We start from the raw sequence: 24,188 nt of genomic DNA on the forward strand, positions 1-24,188 counted from the left end.
TCATGAATGTTGAAATGAATAGCTACATCCTGATAAGAAGCGCCGGTCTCCTGCTTAAATCTTAATACATTCAGTTTAAAATTCAATGGATAGTGTTTGTTTGACTTCCTTTTCTTAAGCCCTGACGGGCCTTCCTCTCGAAACTGAGCTACCCATTTTTTGACTAAGGAAGAACTGGAAACGTCATATTTTTTGGTCAGTGACTCGTACCCTAACCGACCTTTTAAGTACTCTTGTACAATTTGTAATTTAAATTCGTAAGAATATTTTTTGGACATAAAATAACCCCCAAAAGTTAGATTTTTAACTCTAACTTTTGGGGGTCAGTACAGTACAGGTTAGCTATAGGCTTTTTTGTTTAACAAAATTTTGACTTTTCTACACAAATAATCTATTCTTAGTTCTATGTAGAAGACACCGTAAAGAATATATCCATAAGACTTTAGTCGAGGCTAGTTACCGGCTAACTCAGGAGGATATTTTCTTTTAATTAGTTAATATCTGACTAATAGATAAAGAAAGGAAGTTAACCGTGGATAATCGCAACGAATGGAATGGGTTGCTGCGAATTTTAGCGGTCATTCTGGGATCTATAGTTTCCCTGGGATGTATTTATATATCTTTTTACCTAAAGTTTTTAGGAGATATTCCCTACCGAAATTTTTCTGCTTTCGAAAATAGTTATCCATTTATTATTATTGGATTTATTGTGATCAATCTCTTGTTTGGTACCTATATTTTCTACAACAAGAGTAAAACAGACCTTTTTTATTTCACCATGTTAAGTCAGCTGTTTTTAAGTTTTTATATGATGGCCATGACTTATGCAGGTTCTTGGCTCACTTTTCCTAGATCTGTCTTACTGGTAAACTTTTTTGTTAGTAGCATTGTGATGTTTCTCTTTAATCTACTGATTTACAAGCTTTATCAGCGATTAAGAGGTCAAAAAAAAGTCTTAGTGGTAGGGGAGAGTGATCGCGCCTTAGAAGCCGTTCGTAACTTTGACTCTATGTCCAACCGTCGACATCAGGTGACCCATGTGGTTCTATCTAATTATTTAGTAAATATTCGTAAATTAATTGATCAGGTTGATATTGTTTATATCACGGGCAATATTGCCGATGAAGAAGAAAGATTAGCTATTTATGAATTTTTAATGAAGGCCAATAAGAAGCTGTTCTTAAGTACCAATTTTGAAAATCTGATGATGGTAAACCCCAATATTATGAACTTTGAAGACGAAAGTATCATTGAAGTTTCTGGCTTTAAGATTTCTGCAGAAGAAGCAGTAGTTAAACGCTTGATTGACTTAGCAGTCGCTTTAGTTTTATTAGTGGTGACAGCCCCAATTATGCTAGTAACAGCTATTTTGATTAAAGTAGACTCACCTGGACCTATTTTCTACCGCCAAGAGCGGATTACCAAAGACCAACAGACTTTTGACATTCTCAAGTTTCGCTCCATGAGTGAATCAGCTGAAGCAGAGTCAGGCCCGGTGCTAGCAAAATCTAATGACAGTCGCATTACTCGCGTAGGTAAATTTATTCGAAGTACGCGTATTGATGAATTACCACAACTGATTAATGTATTAAAAGGAGATATGTCGCTAGTGGGACCAAGACCTGAGCGACCTTATTTTGTCGACCGTTATGCCAAAGAGAACCCCTACTATCTCTTGCGCCATAATGTGCGGGCAGGTATTACAGGATATGCTCAAGTCTATGGTAAGTACACAACTGACTTTAATAGTAAATTAAACTTTGATTTACTTTATATTAAGACCTATTCCTTAGCCTTTGATTTCAAATTACTGTTTCAAACATTGAAAATTTTATTTGATAAGGTGAGTTCCAGAGGTTTGGACGAGGAAAATAAACGTAAGTCGGATTGGAGCGATTTTGACAATCAAATTCGTGTAATCAAATAAGATGATTTGAATAACTGACACCCTTCGGGGTGTCTTTTTTGATGATTATTGATTGCTAAGAATGTCTTATTTATGGTACTCTTAGGGCAAAGGAGGAGATTCTATCATGAAATTTGCTAAATGGTTACTTAGTCTGAGTTCACTAGGACTTGTGTTTGCTCCATTAAATAATGTCGTAAAGGCTGAAGCAATTGATTCAAAAACAATCTTAAAAGAATTACAAGAAGCCAATCAAGATGTTAATTCCTTAGCTGGACATGGTGAAGTGAGTATTTCCGTTGGAGATGATACCAATAAATTAGTGGATGGTAAGGCAAACGGTGACATTAAGATCCAAATGGAACCTTTCGCACTACAAGCTAATATTCAAGCAGATGGAGTCTTGGAAGATTTTGTCGCTGAGGATGAAGCAGAAGAAGAAAGTGAGCCAATGCCACTTAATTTCTCCGGTTCTGTGACAATTCTAGACAATATCATTTACTTCTATGATGGATCTGCATGGACGGTTCAGGATATTTCCGATGAAATCGGTGAATTTGAAACCGCATATGAACAATCAAAACAGGAGGCAGAAACAAATACGGAATTAATTGATCAATTGAATGCTGAACTAAGTGAGGTTACTGAGACTGATACAGAATATATTGTCAGCATTAAATCCGATCTTGATGTCGATACCTTGTATGATCAATTAAACGAAACCTTTGATTTCGATAAAATCATTCAAGAATCAATCGATCAAGCCCGCCAAGTCCAAGAAGAAGCTTTGACAGCTGAGGATGAGGCTCAAATTAAAGAAGTTCAAGAAAAAGCGATCAAAGCAGGTTTAGCTGGTATTCAAGAAAGTGAAGCCCGCTATGATAAAGAAAGCAAGATGCTAAAAGAAATGACACTTAAGTTTGCTCTAAGTCCAGAACAGATTGCTGAAGTTGTTGGCACGGACCTTGAGGAGGTAGGGGGTATTTCTGTTAATGTAGAGTACCACTTAGTTATCGATGAGTATGGACAAGATGTCGACATTCAAGTTCCTGCCGATGCTCCAACCTTTGATCAAGCTGAGGAAGAAGTGACCGATACTGAGTCTACTAGCTCTGAAGAAAGTGCTAGCTCTCAAGCGGCTTAAATTGTTTCAACACTCATAAGCAATCAAAATTCAAGGATATTCTCTCTTTTTCAAAGAGGGAATGTCCTTTTTTTTTGTGCAAAATTTTGATAATTGGAATGAATTAGGGTTAAATAAGCGAGTAAATAAGTCATAGAGCGCTTTTTATGGTACAATATCTCTAATAAATCCCAAGTAGATAGGATGGATGACCATGTACAATTATGAAGATGACAGCCTCATGCTTCACACAGACTTATACCAGATCAATATGCTGGAGACTTATTGGCGAGCTGGCATTGACCAAAGACCCGCTGTTTTCGAAGCTTATTTCCGTAGTTTACCTTTTGAAAATGGCTATGCCATCTTTGCTGGCTTGGAACGAATTGTCAATTATACCAATGGGTTGAAGTTTTCCCAAGAGGATTTGGATTATCTTCGTGAATTGGGGAACTATCAGGAAGATTTTCTGACTTATTTAAGCGAAATTGATTTCAAGTTGACCATTCGCTCGATGAGAGAAGGCGAGCTTTGCTTTGCTAATGAGCCTCTGATCCAGGTCGAAGGCCCGCTAGGTCAGTGTCAATTAGTTGAGACTGCGATTTTGAATATTATCAACTATCAAACACTTATTGCCACTAAGGCGGCCCGGATTCGCTCTGTAGTGGGCGAAGGCGATACTATAGCTGAATTCGGAGCTCGCAGAGCTCAAGAAATGGATGCGGCCTTGTGGGGAGCAAGAGCTGCTTATATTGGTGGCTTTGATTCGACAAGTAATGTACGAGCAGGTAAATTATTTGGTGTTCCAGTTTCTGGTACCCACGCCCATTCACTTGTTCAAGCTTACCGAGATGAATATGAGGCTTTTAAGGCTTATGCTTCAACGCATAAAGATGTTATCTTCTTGGTCGACACTTATGATACCTTACGTTCAGGTGTGCCAACAGCTATTCGAGTGGCTAAGGAAATGGGCGATAAGATTAACTTTATTGGGGTTAGAATTGATTCTGGGGATATTACTTATCAATCCAAACGTATCCGTGAACAATTAGATGATGCTGGATTCCCGGATGCCCGGATTGTAGCGTCTAATGACCTAGACGAGAAGACGATCTTAAACTTAAGAATGCAGGGGGCCAAGGTTAATGATTGGGGGATTGGAACAAAACTGATCACAGCTTTTGACCAACCAGCTCTAGGGGCAGTTTATAAATTAGTGAGTATCGATAATGGCTCTGGTCAACTTGTGCCGACAATGAAATTGTCTAGCAACGCTTCTAAAATGACAACGCCAGGTGTTAAACAGGTCTGGCGCATTAATCGTAATGAGGATGGAAAGTCAGAAGGCGATTATGTAGCCTTTAATTATGAACGACCTGATCAATTAGATGAGCTCTTTATGTTTCATCCGGTCCATACTTATATCAATAAAACCGTCAAAGACTTTACAGCCCGTCCGCTTCTTCATGATATTTTTAAAGCTGGTAAGCAAGTTTATAAATTACCTAATATCAACGAAATCCGGGAATATGCCAAAGAGAATTATATGGGACTTTGGGATGAATATCGTCGCATCCTAAATCCAGAACAGTATCCAGTAGACTTGTCTCAGGACTTGTATGATACTAAAATGGAAAGTATAGCAGAGATTCGTGATTCAGTGGATGAAATGGTTGCCCGAATCGAAGAGGAGAATTAAAGATGCGTTCATTACAAGCTGAAATCATTCAGGCCTTAGCTGTTCAACCCGAAATTGATCCGGCTTATCAGGTAAGATGGTCGGTTAACTTTCTAAAAGAATATTTATTAAAGCATGCGGGGCTCTTCACTTATGTTCTAGGAATTAGTGGTGGGCAGGATTCCACATTGGTAGGAAGACTGGCTCAGATTGCTGTCGAAGAGCTACGTCAGGAAACAAAGGATAACCGTTATCAATTTATAGCCGTTCGATTGCCATACGGTACTCAAGCAGATGAGGCGGATGCTCAAGCGGCTCTAGATTTTATCCAACCTGACCAACGAATGGTGGTGGATATTAAACCTGCTACTGATGCCATGGTGAATTCCTTAGTTCATAATGATTTAACAATTAGTGATTATAATAAGGGTAACATTAAAGCAAGACAGCGAATGATTGCCCAATATGCGATTGCAGGTCAGGTTAGTGGAGCGGTATTAGGTACAGATCACGCAGCTGAAAGTGTAACTGGTTTTTATACCAAGTTTGGAGATGGTGCTTGTGATGTTGCACCGATTTGGCGCTTGAATAAAAGACAGGGTCGCCAATTATTAGAGTATTTACAAGCTCCCGAAGCTTTATATCTCAAAGTTCCTACTGCCGACTTGGAAGAAGACCGTCCAATGCTTTCGGATGAAGTTGCGCTTGGCGTGAGTTATGAAGCTATTGATGACTACCTAGAAGGACGCGTCGTCACTGATCAAGAAGCTGAAGTAATTGAATCTTGGTATTTAAAAACTCAGCACAAACGCCATCTGCCTATCACTATTTATGATCAATTTTGGCGCTAATCATCAAGCTAGTCTGGATCCCATTTGGGAAGACTAGCTTTTTTATTTTCTAAGTCTAGTTGAGTGAGAACTTGTAATAGAGGAAGTGGTATGAAAGTGAAAACAGCGATAATAATTGATAGTTCTGCTGGGATCTCGGAATTAAATGCTCATCCAGACGTCTATCAGGTTGATTTATCAATCATTAAATTCAATGATGAAGTATTAGATGATCTTTACAATGAAAGTGAAATTGAGAAATTTTATCAATTTTTGAGTCAGGAGAAAGAATTACCGACTACCTCTCAACCAGCTCCAGCTGAATTTCTTCAAATACTAGACGAAATGAAGCGTATAGGATACGACCAGGTGATCGGGCTCTTTTTAGCTGACGCCTTGAGTGGGACCGCGCAAACCTGTCGCATACTCTTAGAAAGCTATCAAGAAGACTTTGAAAGCTTAGTGATCGATACAGCCGGGGCTTCCTTAAAAATACAATACATGGTTGACCAGACTTTAAAGGCTGTGGAACAAGGTTTCAATCTAGAAGAGATTCAAGCAATTCTAGTCAGAATTGCTCAGGAAGCAAACATCTATTTAATGGTAGATAGCCTGGATAATTTAGCCAAGGGAGGGCGAATTGGAGCAGCTTCTGCGCTCATCGGAACAGCCTTGAGTATTAAGCCTATCCTGAGGATTGGATCGGAGGGCTCGATAGAATTATTTGATAAGGTTCGTACTAAAAAGAAAGCCTTAAATCGGATGATTGATCAAGTATTGCTTGAAGCCAAGAAATATGGATCTGATTTTGATATAGGGATTGCTCATACAGGAGCAGAAAAAGAGGTTGAATACGTTTGCAATGCTATCCAAGAGCAATTAGCTAGCCCAGTTTCTTTTAAGATAGCCTGGCTAACACCGGTGATAGGTATTCATACAGGAACTGGTGCCTTAGGAATGATGGTCTTACCTCATCGTCCGGAAGAGATGTAACATCCTGTTTCAATAAAAAGCATCAGCTGATGAACGGACCCCCTAATATTGGATTTTATTGGTCCAACATTAGGGGGTCCGTTCATTTTTATTATTTATTGATAGGAAGATTAATTGTCTTTTTGCCAAGATGTTCAAAATCAACTTGGCCACTAAAACGCTCAGTTAGAGCATCTAGGAGTTGATTTGTTTCTTCTTCATGGCTTGCTAATTGATAGGTGACCTGGTCTGTATATTGGGTGTCCAGGACTGTGATTTTGAGGGTCGTTGTTTCCAAAAAATATTGAAACAAATCAATTTGAGAATAGTCCAGCTGGATTTCAAGAAGGTCTTGAGTAATATTTTGAATAATGATAGCTTTTTTTAAGGCTTCAGAAACCGCACTACTATAAGCTCGTATCAGCCCACCTGCGCCAAGTTTAACGCCGCCGAAATAACGGACAACAACGGCCATAATGAAGGTGAGGTCATTTTGTTTTAAAACTTCGAGCATTGGAACACCAGCCGTACCACTTGGTTCGCCATCATCATGGGCTCTTTGGACAGAAGCATCTTCTTCTAGAATAAAAGCTTGGCAATGATGAGTGGCTTTATAGTGTTCTTTACGTATTTGCTTAAGGTGTTGCTGGAACTCCTCTTCAGAATGAATGGGGATTAAGTAGGTAATGAAGCGAGATTTTTTGATTTCGATTTCATCCATAAGAGGTTCTTTAATACTGTAATAATTTGCAGACATTGAATTCATCCTTTGTTTTCTATTTACTGGGGGTAATCTGCCTCATTATAACATGATGAATTCTGTATAAACAAGTCACACACTGGTCATAAAAAAACGCAAGCCCGAAGGCTTGCGCTCATCATTTCAAATTAGAAGATTTCCTTGTCACTACCGAATGTTTCACCCAAAGCTTGTTGGGCTAATACGTTCAAGAAGTTCCATGGACGATCATATTCTGGTTGGAAGAAGAAGTCAGCAAGGGCTAAATCTTCTAGTGTCCAGCCAGCAGAAATAGCGACAGATAACGCATTGATGGCAACCATGACATCTTTTTCAGACATCAATTGAGCTCCTAAGATTCGATGGCTATCTTTTTCGTAGTGAACTTTCATATGGATGGTTGTATCGTCTCCGATAAATTTAGGTAAGATTAATTCCTCATGGTACTTACTTTCAACATCCAAGTCGATGCCACGTTCAACATCAATATCTTTGATTCCGGTACAAGCAAAGTGGTAGTCAAATAGGCTGAGACCTGAAGTACCTGAAACCGCAGGCATGGTGAATTTATTTTCGCCAGCAGCAATGTTTTTAGCAGCAATAACACCTTGACGGCGAGCATTTGAAGCTAAGGCGATCGCACGGGCGTCTCCAGTTGGGGCAAATGGGATATGAGTGGCGTCGCCAGCTACATAAATATCCTCAACACCTTCTGCCTGCATGTGTTCGTCAACAGCTACAAAACCGCGATCATTGACAGTTAGAGTATCTTTCAACCAAGCGGTATTAGGACGAACCCCTACAGCCATGACGACAGTATCTGCTTCATATTCACCCTTGTCTGTTACGACCTTGGCTACTTTACCATCTTCAGCAACAATTTCCTGAACTTTTTCTCCACCTTGGAAGGTCATGCCTTTTTCTTTAGCATTTTCTTGCAAGATGTCTGTGAATTCCTTGTCCAAGTAGGTTGGTAAGATAGTGTCTAAGGAGTCAATAACAGTGGTTTCAATGCCTTTTTTAACAAAAGCTTCAGCCACTTCAATACCGATATATCCCCCACCGACAACAACCGCTTTTTTAGCAGAATCCATCCGTGTTTTGACTTTATCAGCCCACTCACGACCACGTAAGTAGTAAACATGTTCACTATCAATACCAGGAATTGGGATTTCAACTGGAACTGCACCAGGACTTAGGAAAAGCTTGTCATAAGAAGCTTCCTCTTCACCTTCTTGAGTTTTAACAGTAATTTTCTTGGCTTCTGGATCTAGGGCGATGACATCACTGTTCATATGGACATGGACACCCTGAGCCTTATACGAATCTTCATTAGCATAGTGCAAACTGTCTAATGATGGAGAGATTCCCTCTAAGTAACTTTGAATACCACATGATAGGAATGAAGCGGTAGAGCCCCGTTCGTATAGATGGATTTCTACATCCGGAACTTCCTTAAGTAAAGTCTGGACAGCTTCATAACCCGCATGAGAGGTACCAACAACGATTACTTTCATTTACAATTCCTCCTAATAGTTTATTGGTAATTTAAATGTAAACGTTATACTAGGGGAATTCAAATAATTTGCTCAGATTGTAATCGTTTCATCCTAACACTGACTATGATAGAATAACGATACATGATAAGGAGTGGAATAAGATGAAAAGAGCAATGATCATTGTTAATCCAAGTTCTGGTCAAGAAGAAGCGGTAGACTACGCTCATCAATTAGAGAAAGTTTTACAAGAGCAGTTTGACCATGTTTCTATAGAAGAAACACAAGCAGAAGGTGATGCTACTGCATTAGCTAAGGAGGCTTGCGATAAAGAATATGCGGCCATTTATTTACTGGGTGGCGATGGAACTATCAATGAGGGGATTACTGGCCTAGCTGATCAGTCTTATCGACCAGCGATTGGCTTATTGCCTTTAGGGACCAAAAATAACTTTGCACGCATGCTAGACTATCCAATGGATGTTGATCAAGCGATCGATGCCCTCCGTCAACCGGTTATTCAAGAGATTGATTTGGGAACGGTAGGTAATCAATATTTTATCAGCTCGGTATCAATTGGAGCTTTACCGGAATCTGTTCAAGAGGTTGATTCAGATATGAAGACCAAGTGGGGGCCATTAGCTTATGCTATTAAGGGGCTTCAATCTTTGGGTCAAGACCAAGCGCCAACCTACCGCTTAGAAGTAGATGGGGTGGTACAGGAAGAAGCTTATGAACTGATTGTTATCGGGTTAGGCAACTCGATTTACGGCTTGGAATCATTCTTTTCGGAATCTAGTCTAGGCGACGGTTACTTACAGATGTTAGCAGTCAAGGAATCTTCTGCACTGGAGTCGCTATCGATGATTCCTGAATTCTTCAAGGAAAAGAAATCGGACAATCCGCAAATGACCTACTTGCAATTCAAGGAGGCGACTATTTCTATTGATGATAGCCAGGAGCACTACTTAACCGTCGATGGTGATCAAGGACCAGCTCTTCCTTGTCGCATTAGTATCGTGCATGATCATTTGAAAATGATTAAACCCCAAAAAGAGGCGATCTAGGTCTTGACCGGCCCAGACTCACCTATTCAATATACTTATAGAGCAAGGATGACTAGCCTAGACATGGCTAGTCTTTTTTTGCATTAAAATAATGTAAATTTAAAAATTATGTGTATTTATATAGTAGGGGGGTGAAAGGAGAAAAATAATGCACACACAAGCAGATAAAATGGTACTAGCGGGTAGATTGCTAACTGATCATGAATTTCATCAGGCCGGTGGTCAGCTTACCCAGTTGGAGCAAGTGATTCAACTACCCGCTATCCAGGGAGAAGTAGGTTCCTTCATTTGTCAACGTTGTAGTAATCAGAATCAGGCATTGTTTGCTAAGATTCCTTCCAGTTCTTTGTTCAATTTAGAAGAGAAAGTCTACTGCACCGCTTGCTTACAGATGGGGAGGTCCTGCCAGGGAGACTGTCTGTATTATCATCCATCTGTGAATCAACTAACACCATCTACGGATTCCTCTTATTTAACTTGGCAGGGCCAGTTATCCCCGGAGCAAAGTCGTGCGTCTCAAGAAGTGATCGCAAGCTTAGAAGAGCTAGATAAGCCTCATATGATTTATGCGGTAACAGGGGCAGGTAAGACCGAGATACTATTTCAACCTATCGATCATGTCCTACAGGCCGGTGGTAGAGTAGCCGTTGTTTCTCCTCGAGTGGATGTATGTCGCGAACTAGCCCCTCGATTAAAGGAGGCCTTTAATAGTGTAGACCAAGTTCTTCTATATGGTGGCGGTGATCAGTACCGCTGGACCCCTTTAGTGATAGCTACTACCCATCAGATGTTACGGTTTCAGGAGGCCTTTGATCTATTAATTGTCGATGAAGTGGATGCCTTCCCCTATGTGGGGGATCCAACCTTACATTATGCTGTCAAACGGGCGATTAAGTCGACAGGCAAGTTAGTCTACCTCACTGCAACGCCTGACGACCACTTAAATCAATTAGTCCAGTCTAACCAGGTAAGCCAATCCATCCTTCCAGCACGTTATCATGGCCATCCCTTGCCAATTCCCGAATTCGTTTGGATCGGCGATTGGAGACAAGCTATCCAAAAGCGCAATCGTCGCTCAATCTTTTGGCAATCTGTGACACAGTTTACAGCTCAAGATGGGGTTGTTTTAATCTTTGTCCCCCATATTCAGTTGGCTGAAGACTTATTTAGCTGGCTGAAGGAAGAATGTCCTCATTTAAGCTATGCTTGTGTCCATTCTAAAGATCCTAAGCGCAAAGAAAAGGTTCAGGCCGTTCGAGATGGAGATTTGACAGGGTTGATTACTACCACTATTTTGGAAAGAGGGGTTACTTTTACTAATTGTCATGTATTCATAGTTGGGAGTGAGGATCGGTTATTTACTCGCTCTTCACTTGTTCAAATGAGTGGTAGAGTGGGACGGAAATGGGATTATCCTAAGGGCCAATTGATCTATGGTCATTATGGCCTTACCCGAGCTATGAAGGAGGCGAGAGAAGAAATACAAACGATGAATCAACGAGCTCGCCAGAAAGGATTGATTAAGGATGAGTAGGGCTATGACAGATTTTTGCTTGGATTGTCAAAAAGATCTGAATCATGATTTAACATTTAGCCAAGTATTGAGTCTAGCTCCCTTGGAGTTTCCCGTCTTGTGTTCTGATTGTCGTTCAAGCTATAGACGGTTTGTGAGTCAATCACCAGCTTGTGATGGTTGTCAGCGAAGTCTAGATCCAAAAGCAGAAGAATTATACCGTCAAGTTTATCATTGGGATGATAGTGACTATTGCTATGATTGCTATCGTTGGAGAAGAAGTCATACAAAGGAACTCCTTAAGCATTATCCGATTTATCACTATAACCAAGCTCTCAGGGAGTGGATCTATCGATACAAATACCAAGATGATGTTCGTTTGGCTTGGATTTTTAAAGAGGAGTTGAAAACAATTTATCCTACTTACTCCGATTTTCAATGGTTGGTACTTCCCTCATCTCCTCGTAGTCTCAAGGAGCGCTATTTTCATCCTGTGAGTTTATTACTAGATACAGCAGGTATTCCTCACCAATGTTGCTTTAACTACGTTGGAGATAATCAAAGACAGGCCCAAAAAAATCGTCAGGAACGATTACAACTGAAACAACCTTTTGAAATTGCTTCGGATTTCAAGTTTGTGGATAAGAAGTATTTAATCTTTGATGATATCTATACTACTGGTGCGACGATATTAGCGTCCAAGAGCTTGTTGAAGGAATGCTTGGACTTAAAGGGTGGAGGAGAGATCATAAGTCTAAGCTTAGCTAGAGATGATTTAGATGAGAAATAATTAAGAAGATTTATGAAAATAATCTGTTTGCGTTTTCATTTTTGAGTGATTATGCTATAATACAGTTAAGTAGTAGACAACTACTTCTACTAATGTGATTGACTGGCTTTGAGGCTTTCATCGCTAGTCAGTGCTAGATGATGAAGTCAACAAGATTTATCTACTGAAGTTGGTCCTGACCATTAGAATATAAGTGGGAAGAGGGATTTAGAATGTTTAATTATAATGTACGTGGAGAAAACATTGAGGTTACTCAAGCGATTCGCGATTATGCAGAAAAGAAAGTGGCTAAATTAGAAAAATATTTTGATGAGTCACCGGATGCTACTGCTTACGTCAACCTTAAGGTTTATCCTGACAAAACATCTAAAGCAGAAGTGACAATTCCCTTGTCATTTTTAGTCTTGCGTGCAGAAGAAACAACAGATGATCTATACAAGAGTATTGATTTCGTTGTTGATAAGTTAGAGCGTCAAGTGCGCAAATATAAAACAAAAATTAACCGTAAATCCAGAGAAAAAGGAGTGGAAGGTTTTGTGACTTCCCTAGAAGATCACTCTGGTGATGAGGAAGAGCCACAGCTAGAAATTGTGCGTTCTAAACGAATTGATCTTAAACCAATGGACAGTGAAGAAGCAGTACTTCAAATGAACATGCTAGGCCACGACTTCTTTATCTATACTGATGGAGAAACAAATGATATTAACATTGTTTACCGTCGTAACGATGGTCGCTACGGTTTAATTGAAACAGCTTCACTGAATTAATCAATTAATCCACAAAATTCCACTAGAAATAGTGGAATTTTTTTTTGAAATCAAGTAAGCTAGATAATGATTTAAACTAAAGCTAAACCATGATACACTATAGAAGTGTACCTCTTATATGATAGATATTTAGACAATGAAACAAATCGAGTATTTGTTGTTGATTTAAAGGAGTAATTGAATGGCAAATTTTCTCAAAAATCTTATTGAAAATGATAAAGCAGAACTTAAACGTACCGGGAAGATTGCAGATAAGATAATGGCTTTAGAGCCAACTTATCGGGCAATGTCGGATGAACAATTACGGGCGATGACAACGGAATTTAAGGCTAAGTTAGACCAAGGTGCTAGCTTGGACGATATCTTAATCGATGCCTTTGCGGTGGTCCGTGAAGCAGCCTACCGAGTATTGGGACTGCTCCCCTATAAGGTTCAGATCCAAGGGGGTATTATCCTTCACGGAGGCAATATTGCTGAGATGAAGACTGGTGAAGGGAAGACTTTGACGGCTACTATGCCCGTTTATTTGAATGCCCTAGCTGGACGTGGTGTTCACGTTGTAACCGTCAATGATTATTTGGCGACGCGAGACTCCCAAGAGATGGGGGAAGTGTATCGTTTCCTTGGATTAACCGTCGGTTTAAACTTGAACTCTTTAAACGCTCAAGAAAAACGTGAGGCTTACAACGCAGATATTACTTATAGTACCAATAATGAATTAGGATTCGACTATCTGCGCGATAACATGGTGGTTTACAAGCACCAAATGGTTCAGCGCGACCTTTATTTTGCGGTGGTTGATGAGACGGATTCAATTTTAATTGATGAAGCTAGAACCCCTTTAATTATTTCGGGACAAGCAGGAAAGTCAACAGCCTTATATACGCGAGCTGATTATTTTGTTAAAGGCTTAAAAGAAGATGAAGACTATACCATCGATGTCACTTCTAAGACCATTGCTTTAACAGACGAAGGAACGGATAAGGCAGAGCGTGTATTCCGCTTAAATAACTTATATGATATTGAAAATTCTGCCCTCGTTCATCACTTGGACCAAGCTTTGCGAGCTAACTACATTATGCTTCGTGATATTGATTATGTGGTTGATGAAGGTAAAGTGAAGATTGTCGATGGCTTTACGGGTCGGATTATGGATGGACGTCGTTATTCAGACGGTTTGCACCAAGCGATTGAAGCAAAAGAGAATGTAGAAATCGAAGATGAGTCTAAGACCATGGCTTCCATTACGTTCCAAAACTATTTCCGTATGTATGATAAATTATCAGGAATGACAGGGACCGCTAAGACGGAAGAAGAAGAATTCCGAGAAATCTATAATATGAACGTTGTGCAAATTCCAACCAACCGTCCAGTTCAACGGATAGATGCGGCCGATTTATTGTATCCGAATTTGAAATCTAAATTTAGAGCGGTTGTTGAAGAGATCAAACGCCGCCATGCAACAGGTCAACCGATCTTGGTAGGTACCGTAGCTGTGGAGACGTCAGAATACTTATCTCATCTCTTAACTCAAGAAGGAATTCCGCACGAAGTGTTGAATGCTAAGAATCACTTCAAGGAAGCTGAAATTATCCTACAGGCTGGCCAACGTGGAGCTGTTACAATTGCGACTAACATGGCTGGACGGGGAACCGATATTAAGCTTGGTTATGGTGTCGAAGAGCTAGGTGGTCTCTGCGTTATTGGAACCGAACGCCATGAGTCTCGTCGGATTGATGACCAATTGCGTGGACGATCCGGTCGTCAGGGTGACCCAGGTGCTTCTCAATTCTACCTATCCTTGGAAGATGACTTGATGCGTCGATTCGGATCGGATCGGATTCAAGCGGTCTGGGAACGCCTAAACGCGGACGATGACGATGGTGAAGATATGGCTATCCAGAGCCGGATGCTAACCCGCCAAGTAGAATCTGCCCAAAAACGGGTGGAAGGTAATAACTACGATACACGTAAAAACGTCTTGGAATACGACGAGGTTATGCGTGAACAACGGGAAGTTATTTATGGTCAACGTCAAAAGGTAATCAATACCCAAGAAAGTTTAACACCTTATGTAGAAGCTATGATCTACCGGACAATCGACCGTCAGGTAGAAATCTTTACTGAAGGTGATAAGAAGGATTGGAATCTGGAAGGATTATTAGAGTTTGTTCATTCTGTATTATTACCAGAGGATGCCATCCAATTATCCGATCTCAAGGGTAAATCAGCTAAAGAACTCAAGCAAAACCTTTACGATCGTGCCATTGCTCTATATCGGGAGAAGATAGGGCAGCTAAATGGTCCGGAACAAGTGCTAGAATTTGAAAAAGTGATCATCTTACGAGTTGTTGATACCAAATGGACAGACCACATCGATATGATGGACCACCTTCGTCAAGGAGTTGGCTTGCGTGCCTATGCTCAAACGAACCCATTGACAGAGTATCAAACAGAAGGTTATGAGCGCTTTAAAGAGATGACAGCGGCTATTGAATATGATGTCACACGTTTTCTAATGAAGGCACAAGTGCGTCAAAATGTTCAACGTGAACAAGTCAACCACCCTACGCGTGTCAGCTAACAAATAAACGAAACAGTAGCAACCGAATGATTAATCGCTTATTGAGCTGCAGATTAATTGTTCGGTTGTCTTCTTAATTAGGAGGAAATTATGGAACTATATGAGATAAAAAATCGCTTAGATTATTTTGAACAACAAATTGATAGCTTTAGGGGGTCTCTTTGACTTAGAAGGGCTGGAAGCAGATATTGCAGACTATGACCATCAGATGAGCCAGCCTGGATTTTGGGATGATAATGAAGCAGCTCAAGTAGTCATTAAAAAATCAAATGAGGCTAAGCAAGCTTACGATTCACTGAATAACTTAATCACACAAGTTGAGGAACTAGCGATGGCCGTAGAATTGTATGAACTCAGTCAAGACCCCGAATTATTAGCGGAAGCGGAATCTTTAACTAGTCAGGTCGAAGAATTGATTAATAACTACGCCTTAGAAATGTTGTTATCCGGTGAGCATGATGAATCAGATGCTATCTTGGAAATCCACCCTGGTGCTGGAGGAACGGAGTCTCAAGATTGGGGAAGCATTTTACTTAGAATGTACCAACGCTGGGCAGATCATAAGGGCTATCAAGTGGCAGTTATCGACTATCAAGCGGGTGAAGAAGCAGGAATTAAGAGCGTGACTTTAGAAATTAGGGGACGTAATGCCTATGGTTACCTCAAATCAGAAAAAGGAGTCCACCGTCTGGTTAGAATATCCCCTTTTGACTCTAATAGTCGCCGCCACACTTCCTTTGCTTCAGTGGAAGTGGTTCCAGTCTTAGATGATACGATTGAAGTCGTCATCAATGATGATGATTTGCGGATTGACACTTACCGTGCTAGTGGAGCAGGAGGACAGCATGTTAACAAGACAGATTCAGCTGTCCGTATTACCCACTTGCCGACCGGAATTGTAACCCAAAGTCAATCCCAGCGTTCTCAATTACAGAACCGGGAGCAGGCGATGGCTTTACTAAAAGCAAAGCTTTATCAAAAGCAAGAAGAAGATAAGCAAGCAGAATTAGACCAAATCAAAGGTAATCAAAAAGAAATTGCCTGGGGATCTCAGATTCGCTCCTATGTCTTCCACCCCTATTCTATGGTGAAGGATCATCGGACGAATTATGAGGTAGGTAATGCGGATGCGGTTGTTGATGGCGAATTGGACGGTTTTATCGATGCCTATTTGAAGTGGGCGATGAACTTGAATGAGGAGGGATAAGGCGATGATTCAATTTACGAATGTAAGTAAACAGTATGACAATGGAGTGATTGCCCTATCAAATATTAACCTAAGGATAGAGCAAGGTGAATTTGTCTACATTGTAGGTCCTAGTGGTTCAGGTAAGTCCAGTTTGATGAAATTGATCTACCGTGAAGAGCACGCCAGTCAGGGGACAATTCAGGTAGGTAAATTTAAAGTCACCAAGATCAAGGAGCGAGATATCGCTAATTTAAGAAGATCTTTAGGGGTTATTTTCCAAGATTTCAAATTATTGCCCCGACTTACTGTTTTTGAAAATATTGCCTATGCCATGGAAGTCACTGGCGCTAGCAGTAAACAAATCAAAAAGCGGGTCCATGAAGTGTTGGATCTAGTTGGACTGAGACATAAATTTCAAGATTATCCTGACAATTTATCGGGTGGAGAACAACAACGAGTTGCCATCGCTCGGGCACTGGTTAATCATCCAAGCATTCTAGTAGCGGACGAGCCCACTGGTAACTTGGACCCTGAAAATGCCTTGGAAATCTTCCGTCTACTTGAGCGGATCAATCAAAGTGGAACGACTGTTGTTTTGGGTACTCACAATGATCAATTAGTGGATTCGATGCGTCACCGAATTATTCGTTTGGATCATGGGCGCATTGTCAATGATGAGTATAAGGGGGATTATCATGCGGGTCTTTAGAAGTTGGGGACGTCATTTGCGTGATGGCTTCCGAAATTTATTTCGTAACGGTTGGATGACGACGGCAACTATTATAACGATGACGATGACGCTGTTTGTTATCGGAGGGTTGGCCGTTCTAATCAGCAACGTCAATACGTTGACTAATAATATAGAGGATGGGATGCAAATTCGCACCCACATCGACATAGCTGCCAGCCAAGAGGATGCTGAAAAATTAAAGCACTCCATTGAAGCCATTGATCATGTCCAAAAAGTTAGCTTCCGAAGCAAGGAAGAAGAGTTGGAAGCCTTAATCAGTAATGTCGGAAGTGAATTTGAACTCTTTCAAGGAGATGCTAATCCGCTCTATGATGTTTATCTTGTGGATGTAGATAATCCTGACTACTTGGGAGAAGTGGCGGATCAAATTCGTCAACTTCCCTACGCTGTGGAAGTCGGTTATGGAGAGCTGGATACAAGTAAGCTCTTAGAATCTATTGATACCGTTCGTCTGGTCCTAGCCTTGGTTGCTTCGATTTTAGTTATCATTGCTGTTATTTTGGTAACAAATACCATTCGCATGACCATCAATTCGCGACAGAAAGAAATTGAAATTATGCGCTTGGTTGGAGCACGCAAGAGTTACATTCGAGCGCCTTTTACGATTGAGGGCTTCTTTATCGGAATAGTTAGTGGTTTGATTGCTAGTTTGTTTCTCTACGGGGCTTATGAAGGCCTTCAACAAGCCATACTGGAGACGATTGGTAATCAGGTGATCCATTTAACACCGCTATGGCCATTTATCCTATATGTCTCAGCGGGTCTACTTATTACTGGTGCCCTACTAGGCATGATAGGTTCCTATCGTTCAACCAGTCGATTTCTTAAAATTTAAAGACATGCACAGGATCTAAGATCCTGTGTATTTTAGCGTTCGGTTACTCAGGATCACTTTTGCTAACATTAAGCTGTTATTTAATGATATCTTTGTTAAAATAAGAGAGTGGTAGTAGTGATAGGAGGTTTCAATGGAATATATTTTGGTTGTAGATGACGAACCCTCGATCCTCACCCTGCTAGAATATAATTTGACCCAAGCAGGTTATAAAGTAGATACGGCTGAAGAAGGGAATGAAGCCTACCAAAAAATTAGAAAAAACAGTTATGATTTTATTATCTTGGATATTATGCTATCAGGCATGGATGGGATGGATATCTGTCGTAAAGTGCGTCAAGATGGAATTGAAACGCCGATATTAATGTTAACGGCAAAAGATCAAGAGTATGATAAGATTGTTGGTTTGGAATTAGGAGCGGATGATTATATGACGAAACCCTTCAGTAACAGGGAAGTCATTGCTCGCATCAAAGCAATCTTGAGACGGACAGCTGGCAGCCAAGCATCCCAAAATAAAGCCAATCAAGATCAGCCAAATGCTTCCAAGGAGCAAGAAGAAACGGAAGCAGAAGAAGCAGTGATTCATGATGAAGTGATTCAAATTGGTGATCTAGAAATTTTCACTCAACGTTATGAAGTATTAGTCAGAGGGAAATTAGTTGATTTAACGCCAAAAGAGTTTGAGCTACTCGTCTATCTGGCTGCACGTAAGGGGCGAATCCTCAGTCGTGAGCAATTATTGAATAGTATTTGGGATTATGATTATGCAGGTGAGACTCGTATTGTTGATGTCCATATCAGTCATTTACGGGATAAGATTGAAGACAATACAAAAAAACCTCAATACATCAAGACAGTTAGAGGCTTTGGTTATAAATTTGAGGAACCTAAATAATGAATAAATACTTTAATAAAAAAGAATTAACGACACTGATTATTTTATATAGTCTTGTCGTTATTATTATGGGATTCGGCGCTCGATTTTTTTTGCATGCTAGTATTCAAATGAATCTTGAAAGAGAGGTATTTATCCACCAGCAAATCATCAATTCTGAAAAGGAATCAGACTTAACTTATCAAGCCATTAGCAAGGACTTGTTTAGTCTAGTAGAACCGGTTCAATTAGCATTTGTTGAAAGAAAGTCTGACCAAAACCACGTACTTTGGAATAACTTCCAAAATAAACCTCTTATTTCAGAGATCGTAAAGCAATATAATAAGCAAAATAAACCTGTTTTATCAGGTCATAACTTATCTGGTTACTGGGTCTTGACCCAGTTGGCTGACCAGCATTTATTGATTGAGTTCTATACACGTGACGTCTTCAGCCGATATTTTTTTATCTATTGGTTATTTATCTCATTTGCCGCCTTACTTCTGCTTATCTTTGTCATTTTTATTTGTTGGTTTAATTTTCTACCTATGGACCGTAAGCTCCACAAAATTAACCTATCACTCAAGAACATTCTTAACACGGGTGAATCACTTGAATTCATTGAGACAGGAAGTCCGGTGTTAGGGGAGCTGGCAAGCACGGTCAATCAATTAAAAGAGGACTTGAATCGTAATCATACTCATCTTATTACAAGTGAGCAACGCTTGTCACTCTTGCTAGATAATATTAACTTAGGGGTCGTCCTCGTTAATCCCAACGAGATGATAGAGCTTTATAATCCTGAAGCTGCCAATTTATTGCAATGGGACTCGGATATGTTGGGCACGTCTTATGAGGTAGCGATTAAGTCCTTTCTTTTGGTTCAGATGATTGATAACGTCATTGTAGACCGGCAAGCCTTGCATGATGAAGTGGAAATTTATATTCCGGAGTCACGCTATATTGATGTGACGATCATCCCATATGAAGAAAGTGGCGAAGGTACCGGATCGATTCTAGTTCTTCTATACGATATTTCTAACATTCGTCGCTTGGAAACTGTTAGAACTGAATTTGTCGCTAACGCTTCACATGAACTTCGAACGCCTGTAACAGCTATTAAAGGATTTGCAGAGACCCTTGTTGACGGCGCCTTGCAGGACCCAGAGCTAGCACAACAATTTGTGGAAATAATACTAAAAGAAAGTAATCGCCTAGAGACATTAATCTTCGATATATTAGAGCTATCCCGCGTGGAAAAACGGAGTGAGCCACTAATTGTAGAAGTGTTCGATTTGGTCTTAGTGGTAAAACAGATGATTGAATTTTTTGTCGATCGCGCCAACAGACACCAGATGACGATTCACTTACAAGCTCCAGAGGCTGTTTATATGAAGGCTGACCAGCATCGAGTCGAACAAGTAGTGACCAATTTACTAGATAACGCACTGAAATACTCAAACGACGGTCAATCTGTTAACGTGACGATTGAACAACGTGGGGGAATTGCGGTTATAACTTTTGTGGACTATGGTATTGGGATACCAGCACAAGACCAAGAGCGAATTTTTGAACGTTTCTACCGGGTGGATAAAGGGCGAAGCCGTCGTTCTGGAGGAACGGGACTCGGCTTATCGATTGTAAAAAATTTAATTCGCATTCTAAAAGGGTCGATCGATGTAGAAAGTCAGCTTGGCAAAGGCTCCACCTTTACAGTAAAACTCCCCTTGGAGTAGCAGTTTAGGCTAGTAGTAATTGTAAAAAGAGATCAAAGAGATGATTTACAAAAAAAGCAAAATTTTTAACAAAATTTACATTAAATTTACAATCGCAAGGTATAATGAAGAAGAAATGATCTAGCTATTACAGCTAAAAAATAAAAGGAGAAAGAATATGTCCAAAGATTTTACTGAGAATTTAATGAAATATGTATTCTTATTGTGTGCCTCTATTTCAATTATCTCAATTATTTTAATCTTCTACTTCATTTTTGAAGGGGGATTACCTTTTATCTTAGAGGAAGGATTTGGTAAGTTTATTTTAGGTACGGAATGGCGTCCAACGGCCTCTAATCCTAAATTCGGAATTTTGCCAATGATTATCGGTTCCTTACTAGTCACCTTGGGTGCAATTATTGTGGGGGTACCAATTGGTGTGTTAACTTCCATATTTATGGCTTACTTCTGCCCACCAGGATTATACCGCTTTGCTAAGCCGGCAATAAATTTAATGGCGGCTATTCCATCGATTGTTTACGGGTTCTTTGCTCTGCAATTATTTGTTCCGTTTTTCCGTAACTTGATGGGGGGAACGGGTATGAACATTGTCACAGCCTCTGTCTTGCTCGGGATAATGATTTTACCAACTATTATTGGTTTGTCTGAATCCAGTATTCGAGCCGTCCCTCGTTCTTACTATGAAGCAAGTGTAGGGTTGGGAGCGACCCATGAGCGGTCAGTGATGCAAGTTGTGGTGCCAGCTGCTAAATCAGGGATTGTTTCAGCGATTATCTTGGGAATTGGTCGTGCGATTGGGGAGACTATGGCTGTAATTTTGGTTACTGGTAACCAGCCGGTTATTCCGACACGATTGAATCAAGGGGTTCGTACGCTAACCACTAATATCGTCCTTGAGATGGGCTACGCTTCTGGTCGTCACCAAGAAGCTTTGATAGCAACAGCTGTTGTCCTCTTTGTTTTCATTTTGATAATCAACTCGATTTTCATGGTCATCAAGTCGAGAGGAGATAAGAAATAATGGAATCTAAATTCAGCTTTACTCGTCTATTAGTGTGGGCAGCTGGCATATTTACCTTGTCTATGCTGTTGTTTATTGTTGGTTTTATTTTAGTGAAGGGAATTCCTGCCTTAAACTTAGATATGTTTGCTTGGAATTATACCACCGATAACGTATCCATGATGCCAGCAATTGTATCGACCTTGGTTATTATTGCTATTGCCTTGTTGATAGCAGTACCGATTGGTGTATTCACAGGTTTCTACTTGGTAGAGTATGCCGACCGTAACTCTAAGTTCTTGCCAGTTCTTCGTTTGGCTACAGATACTCTAGCAGCGGTTCCATCCATTGTTTATGGTTTGTTCGGGATGTTATTCTTTGTCTCTAACAAGCGCTTAGGCCTAGGTTATTCACACTGGGCTGGTATTTTTACTATTACCATTATGATTCTTCCGGTTGTTATTTCTTCCACCGAAGAAGCTCTAAGATCTGTTAATGATAACTTGCGAATGGGTAGCTTGGCTTTAGGAGCTGGTAAGTTAAGAACCATTTTTACGGTTGTTCTCCCAGTGGCCATGCCAGGTATTTTATCGGGAGTCATTTTAGCAATTGGTCGTATTGTCGGTGAGTCTGCTGCCTTGATCTATACACTAGGTTCATCTTCACAGATGATGGATAGCTTATCTTCGTCTGGACGGACCTTGGCGGTTCATATGTATATGCTTTCTCAGGAAGGATTACACGTCCAAGAAGCCTATGCAACAGCTACTGTCTTAATATTAATTGTTTTGATTATCAACTGGCTATCAACCTTCTTGAGTCGTAAGTTAGGAACTGGAGGAAAATAAAAATGACAAACGATTTAAAATTTGAAATTAAAGATTTAGATTTTTATTACGGTGATTTTCAAGCACTAAAAAATATCAATATGAATATTGAAGAGAACCTAGTAACCGCATTTATCGGACCATCTGGTTGCGGGAAGTCTACCTTCATTAAGACTTTGAACCGTATGCAAGACCTCGTTCCTTCTGCTCGAGTGGATGGTTCGATCCGTTTAGACGGGGAAGATATTTATGCTAGTGGTTATGACGTGAACTTACTGCGTAAGCGTGTAGGTATGGTTTTCCAACATCCGAATCCGTTTCCTAAGAGTATTTATGATAATATTGCCTATGGTCCAAGAACACATGGTATTACTGACAAGGCTCAATTAGATCAGATCGTTGAAGAAAGTCTACAAGGGGCTGCCATTTGGAATGAAGTGAAAGATAAGCTAAACCGAAATGCCACTGAAATTTCCGGAGGGCAACAGCAAAGAATTTGTATTGCTCGAGCGATTGCTAATAACCCTGAAGTTTTGTTAATGGATGAGCCTACTTCTGCCTTGGACCCTATCTCTACAGGTAAGATTGAAGAATTAGTTTCAGAACTCAAGGAAAAATATACGGTTGTAATGGTTACGCATAATATGCAACAAGCTGCACGTATCTCTGACAAAACAGCTTTCTTCTTAACGGGAGAAGTAATCGAGTTTGATGATACTGAAACCATCTTCTCCAATCCGCGTGATCAACGAACGAATGATTATATTTCAGGACGTTTTGGTTAATTTTTCTTATACAACTATTTATACTAATATTAAGGGGTGGAATAAATGAGAGAAACATTTGATACAGAATTACAGAAGTTCACAGATAATCTATACCGTCTAGGCAATGCGGCAAATGAATCAGTACACCGAGCCATGCAGGCATATAATAATAATGACAAGGAATTAGCGCATGAAGTTGTAGCTGATGATCTACGTATTAATGCATTAACAGTAGATATTGAACAAGAAGCATACCGCTTAATCGTTTTGCAACAACCGGTCGCACAAGATTTGCGCAAGATTTTTACAGTACTTCAAGCAAGCTCTGATATTGAGCGTCTTGCTGACCACGCGGCATCAATTTCAAAGCAAATTATTCGTCGTAAGGGTACTCAGCATGACCAAGTAGAAGATATTGATAGTTTAATCAATGAAATGGGTCAACATGTAACCGAAATGATTTCTGAAGTACTTGAAGCATACCGCAATGAAGATGTTCAGGCTGCCCGAGAGATTGCTCATAAGGACCGCCAAGTTGATGAAATTCTCAAGCAAGTTTATAAATTAGTTTCATCACACATGAAGGAAGATACTTCATTAGTGGGTGTGGGGATTAGCTACATTGGGATTGCTAATAGTTTAGAGCGAATCGGGGACTATGTGACAAATATTTGTGAGCGTATCCTATACCTACATTCAGGAGATATTGTAGAATTGAATTAATTAGTATAACCGATCTAT

22 protein-coding genes are annotated in these 24,188 nt (G+C 40.1%); 19 read left to right on the plus strand and 3 right to left on the minus strand.

Translation table 11 applies throughout. From position 1 onward, the window contains the following. A partial coding sequence (locus T408_RS0103485) for a helix-turn-helix domain-containing protein (protein WP_028118714.1) occupies window positions 1–278 on the minus strand: 278 nt, incomplete at its 3' end. A gap of 254 nt (window positions 279–532) precedes the next feature. Here T408_RS0103485 and T408_RS0103490 point away from each other — a divergent pair. From T408_RS0103490 to T408_RS0103510, 5 genes are all read left to right on the plus strand, one after another. Beyond that, window positions 533–1,927 carry a sugar transferase gene (locus T408_RS0103490; RefSeq protein ID WP_028118715.1) on the plus strand — a complete coding sequence of 465 codons (1,395 nt, stop codon included), beginning with the start codon at window positions 533–535 and terminating at the stop codon, window positions 1,925–1,927. Between the two features lie 106 nt (window positions 1,928–2,033). Continuing rightward, window positions 2,034–3,050, plus strand: coding sequence for an RpnC/YadD family protein (locus T408_RS0103495; RefSeq protein WP_028118716.1), 1,017 nt, complete (start codon window positions 2,034–2,036; stop codon window positions 3,048–3,050). 193 nt (window positions 3,051–3,243) lie between these two features. Beyond that, on the plus strand, window positions 3,244–4,728 hold the full coding sequence (locus T408_RS0103500; RefSeq protein ID WP_157060751.1) for a nicotinate phosphoribosyltransferase: 1,485 nt from the start codon (window positions 3,244–3,246) through the stop codon (window positions 4,726–4,728). A 2-nt stretch (window positions 4,729–4,730) separates the two neighbouring features. Next, entirely contained in the window at window positions 4,731–5,558 is an 828-nt protein-coding gene (gene nadE / locus T408_RS0103505; protein WP_028118718.1) for an ammonia-dependent NAD(+) synthetase, read from the plus strand. 90 nt (window positions 5,559–5,648) lie between these two features. Beyond that, window positions 5,649–6,530, plus strand: a complete 882-nt coding sequence (locus T408_RS0103510) for a DegV family protein (protein WP_028118719.1) — start codon at window positions 5,649–5,651, stop codon at window positions 6,528–6,530. A 91-nt stretch (window positions 6,531–6,621) separates the two neighbouring features. Here the strand turns inward: T408_RS0103510 and T408_RS0103515 are convergent, their stop codons facing one another. Next, window positions 6,622–7,266: a YigZ family protein gene (locus tag T408_RS0103515; protein WP_028118720.1), complete on the minus strand. Its 645-nt coding sequence runs from the start codon at window positions 7,264–7,266 to the stop codon at window positions 6,622–6,624. Between the two features lie 131 nt (window positions 7,267–7,397). Next, window positions 7,398–8,765 carry an FAD-dependent oxidoreductase gene (locus T408_RS0103520; protein WP_028118721.1) on the minus strand — a complete coding sequence of 456 codons (1,368 nt, stop codon included), beginning with the start codon at window positions 8,763–8,765 and terminating at the stop codon, window positions 7,398–7,400. Between the two features lie 143 nt (window positions 8,766–8,908). Between T408_RS0103520 and T408_RS0103525 the strand changes: the two genes are divergently transcribed. From T408_RS0103525 to phoU, 14 genes are all read left to right on the plus strand, one after another. Continuing rightward, window positions 8,909–9,811: a diacylglycerol/lipid kinase family protein gene (locus T408_RS0103525; protein WP_028118722.1), complete on the plus strand. Its 903-nt coding sequence runs from the start codon at window positions 8,909–8,911 to the stop codon at window positions 9,809–9,811. 148 nt (window positions 9,812–9,959) lie between these two features. Further along, on the plus strand, window positions 9,960–11,345 hold the full coding sequence (locus T408_RS0103530; protein ID WP_084543891.1) for a DEAD/DEAH box helicase: 1,386 nt from the start codon (window positions 9,960–9,962) through the stop codon (window positions 11,343–11,345). 4 nt (window positions 11,346–11,349) lie between these two features. Then, window positions 11,350–12,114: a ComF family protein gene (locus T408_RS0103535; RefSeq protein ID WP_028118724.1), complete on the plus strand. Its 765-nt coding sequence runs from the start codon at window positions 11,350–11,352 to the stop codon at window positions 12,112–12,114. Between the two features lie 212 nt (window positions 12,115–12,326). Further along, entirely contained in the window at window positions 12,327–12,881 is a 555-nt protein-coding gene (hpf, locus tag T408_RS0103540; protein WP_028118725.1) for a ribosome hibernation-promoting factor, HPF/YfiA family, read from the plus strand. 181 nt (window positions 12,882–13,062) lie between these two features. Further along, window positions 13,063–15,465, plus strand: a complete 2,403-nt coding sequence (secA, locus tag T408_RS10765; protein ID WP_035420008.1) for a preprotein translocase subunit SecA — start codon at window positions 13,063–13,065, stop codon at window positions 15,463–15,465. A gap of 90 nt (window positions 15,466–15,555) precedes the next feature. Next, a protein-coding gene (prfB, locus tag T408_RS0103550) for a peptide chain release factor 2 (protein WP_157060752.1) occupies window positions 15,556–16,672 on the plus strand; the annotation gives its coding sequence in 2 pieces (ribosomal slippage) (window positions 15,556–15,627 and window positions 15,629–16,672; 1,116 coding nt in all). Continuing rightward, the gene (gene ftsE, locus T408_RS0103555; protein ID WP_235731617.1) at window positions 16,659–17,363 is read left to right on the plus strand and encodes a cell division ATP-binding protein FtsE; all 705 of its coding nucleotides are present in this window, start codon (window positions 16,659–16,661) and stop codon (window positions 17,361–17,363) included. Before prfB ends, ftsE begins: the two co-directional genes overlap by 14 nt. Continuing rightward, a complete protein-coding gene (ftsX, locus tag T408_RS0103560) occupies window positions 17,350–18,240 on the plus strand; it encodes a permease-like cell division protein FtsX (protein WP_028118728.1) in 891 nt (296 codons plus the stop codon). The genes ftsE and ftsX overlap by 14 nt, the downstream gene beginning before the upstream one ends. Before the next feature lie 133 nt (window positions 18,241–18,373). Beyond that, window positions 18,374–19,138 carry a response regulator transcription factor gene (locus tag T408_RS0103565; protein ID WP_028118729.1) on the plus strand — a complete coding sequence of 255 codons (765 nt, stop codon included), beginning with the start codon at window positions 18,374–18,376 and terminating at the stop codon, window positions 19,136–19,138. Beyond that, on the plus strand, window positions 19,138–20,853 hold the full coding sequence (gene pnpS, locus T408_RS10770; RefSeq protein ID WP_084543892.1) for a two-component system histidine kinase PnpS: 1,716 nt from the start codon (window positions 19,138–19,140) through the stop codon (window positions 20,851–20,853). Before T408_RS0103565 ends, pnpS begins: the two co-directional genes overlap by 1 nt. 157 nt (window positions 20,854–21,010) lie before the next feature. Continuing rightward, a complete protein-coding gene (gene pstC, locus T408_RS0103575) occupies window positions 21,011–21,874 on the plus strand; it encodes a phosphate ABC transporter permease subunit PstC (RefSeq protein WP_028118730.1) in 864 nt (287 codons plus the stop codon). After that, a complete protein-coding gene (gene pstA, locus T408_RS0103580) occupies window positions 21,874–22,701 on the plus strand; it encodes a phosphate ABC transporter permease PstA (protein ID WP_028118731.1) in 828 nt (275 codons plus the stop codon). The genes pstC and pstA overlap by 1 nt, the downstream gene beginning before the upstream one ends. Before the next feature lie 2 nt (window positions 22,702–22,703). Beyond that, on the plus strand, window positions 22,704–23,465 hold the full coding sequence (gene pstB, locus T408_RS0103585) for a phosphate ABC transporter ATP-binding protein PstB (protein ID WP_028118732.1): 762 nt from the start codon (window positions 22,704–22,706) through the stop codon (window positions 23,463–23,465). A 45-nt stretch (window positions 23,466–23,510) separates the two neighbouring features. Continuing rightward, window positions 23,511–24,170: a phosphate signaling complex protein PhoU gene (phoU, locus tag T408_RS0103590; RefSeq protein ID WP_028118733.1), complete on the plus strand. Its 660-nt coding sequence runs from the start codon at window positions 23,511–23,513 to the stop codon at window positions 24,168–24,170. The last annotated feature ends 18 nt before the right edge of the window (window positions 24,171–24,188 follow it).

It is taken from the genome of Hutsoniella sourekii ATCC 700629 (genome assembly GCF_000518205.1).
GTDB classification, from domain to species: Bacteria; Bacillota; Bacilli; order Lactobacillales; family Aerococcaceae; genus Hutsoniella; species Hutsoniella sourekii.

What these genes read in the sequence shown, in the direction of transcription:
- hpf (WP_028118725.1), top strand. Translation starts at nt 12,327, where the DNA reads ATGTTTAATTATAATGTACGTGGAGAAAACATTGAGGTTACTCAAGCG.
- T408_RS0103495 (WP_028118716.1), top strand. Translation starts at nt 2,034, where the DNA reads ATGAAATTTGCTAAATGGTTACTTAGTCTGAGTTCACTAGGACTTGTG.
- T408_RS0103515 (WP_028118720.1), bottom strand. Translation starts at nt 7,266, where the DNA reads ATGTCTGCAAATTATTACAGTATTAAAGAACCTCTTATGGATGAAATC.
- phoU (WP_028118733.1), top strand. Translation starts at nt 23,511, where the DNA reads ATGAGAGAAACATTTGATACAGAATTACAGAAGTTCACAGATAATCTA.
- ftsE (WP_235731617.1), top strand. Translation starts at nt 16,659, where the DNA reads ATGAGGAGGGATAAGGCGATGATTCAATTTACGAATGTAAGTAAACAG.
- pstA (WP_028118731.1), top strand. Translation starts at nt 21,874, where the DNA reads ATGGAATCTAAATTCAGCTTTACTCGTCTATTAGTGTGGGCAGCTGGC.
- T408_RS0103520 (WP_028118721.1), bottom strand. Translation starts at nt 8,765, where the DNA reads ATGAAAGTAATCGTTGTTGGTACCTCTCATGCGGGTTATGAAGCTGTC.
- T408_RS0103500 (WP_157060751.1), top strand. Translation starts at nt 3,244, where the DNA reads ATGTACAATTATGAAGATGACAGCCTCATGCTTCACACAGACTTATAC.
- pstC (WP_028118730.1), top strand. Translation starts at nt 21,011, where the DNA reads ATGTCCAAAGATTTTACTGAGAATTTAATGAAATATGTATTCTTATTG.
- ftsX (WP_028118728.1), top strand. Translation starts at nt 17,350, where the DNA reads ATGCGGGTCTTTAGAAGTTGGGGACGTCATTTGCGTGATGGCTTCCGA.
- T408_RS0103530 (WP_084543891.1), top strand. Translation starts at nt 9,960, where the DNA reads ATGCACACACAAGCAGATAAAATGGTACTAGCGGGTAGATTGCTAACT.
- secA (WP_035420008.1), top strand. Translation starts at nt 13,063, where the DNA reads ATGGCAAATTTTCTCAAAAATCTTATTGAAAATGATAAAGCAGAACTT.
- T408_RS0103565 (WP_028118729.1), top strand. Translation starts at nt 18,374, where the DNA reads ATGGAATATATTTTGGTTGTAGATGACGAACCCTCGATCCTCACCCTG.
- pnpS (WP_084543892.1), top strand. Translation starts at nt 19,138, where the DNA reads ATGAATAAATACTTTAATAAAAAAGAATTAACGACACTGATTATTTTA.
- T408_RS0103535 (WP_028118724.1), top strand. Translation starts at nt 11,350, where the DNA reads ATGACAGATTTTTGCTTGGATTGTCAAAAAGATCTGAATCATGATTTA.
- T408_RS0103525 (WP_028118722.1), top strand. Translation starts at nt 8,909, where the DNA reads ATGAAAAGAGCAATGATCATTGTTAATCCAAGTTCTGGTCAAGAAGAA.
- pstB (WP_028118732.1), top strand. Translation starts at nt 22,704, where the DNA reads ATGACAAACGATTTAAAATTTGAAATTAAAGATTTAGATTTTTATTAC.
- T408_RS0103510 (WP_028118719.1), top strand. Translation starts at nt 5,649, where the DNA reads ATGAAAGTGAAAACAGCGATAATAATTGATAGTTCTGCTGGGATCTCG.
- nadE (WP_028118718.1), top strand. Translation starts at nt 4,731, where the DNA reads ATGCGTTCATTACAAGCTGAAATCATTCAGGCCTTAGCTGTTCAACCC.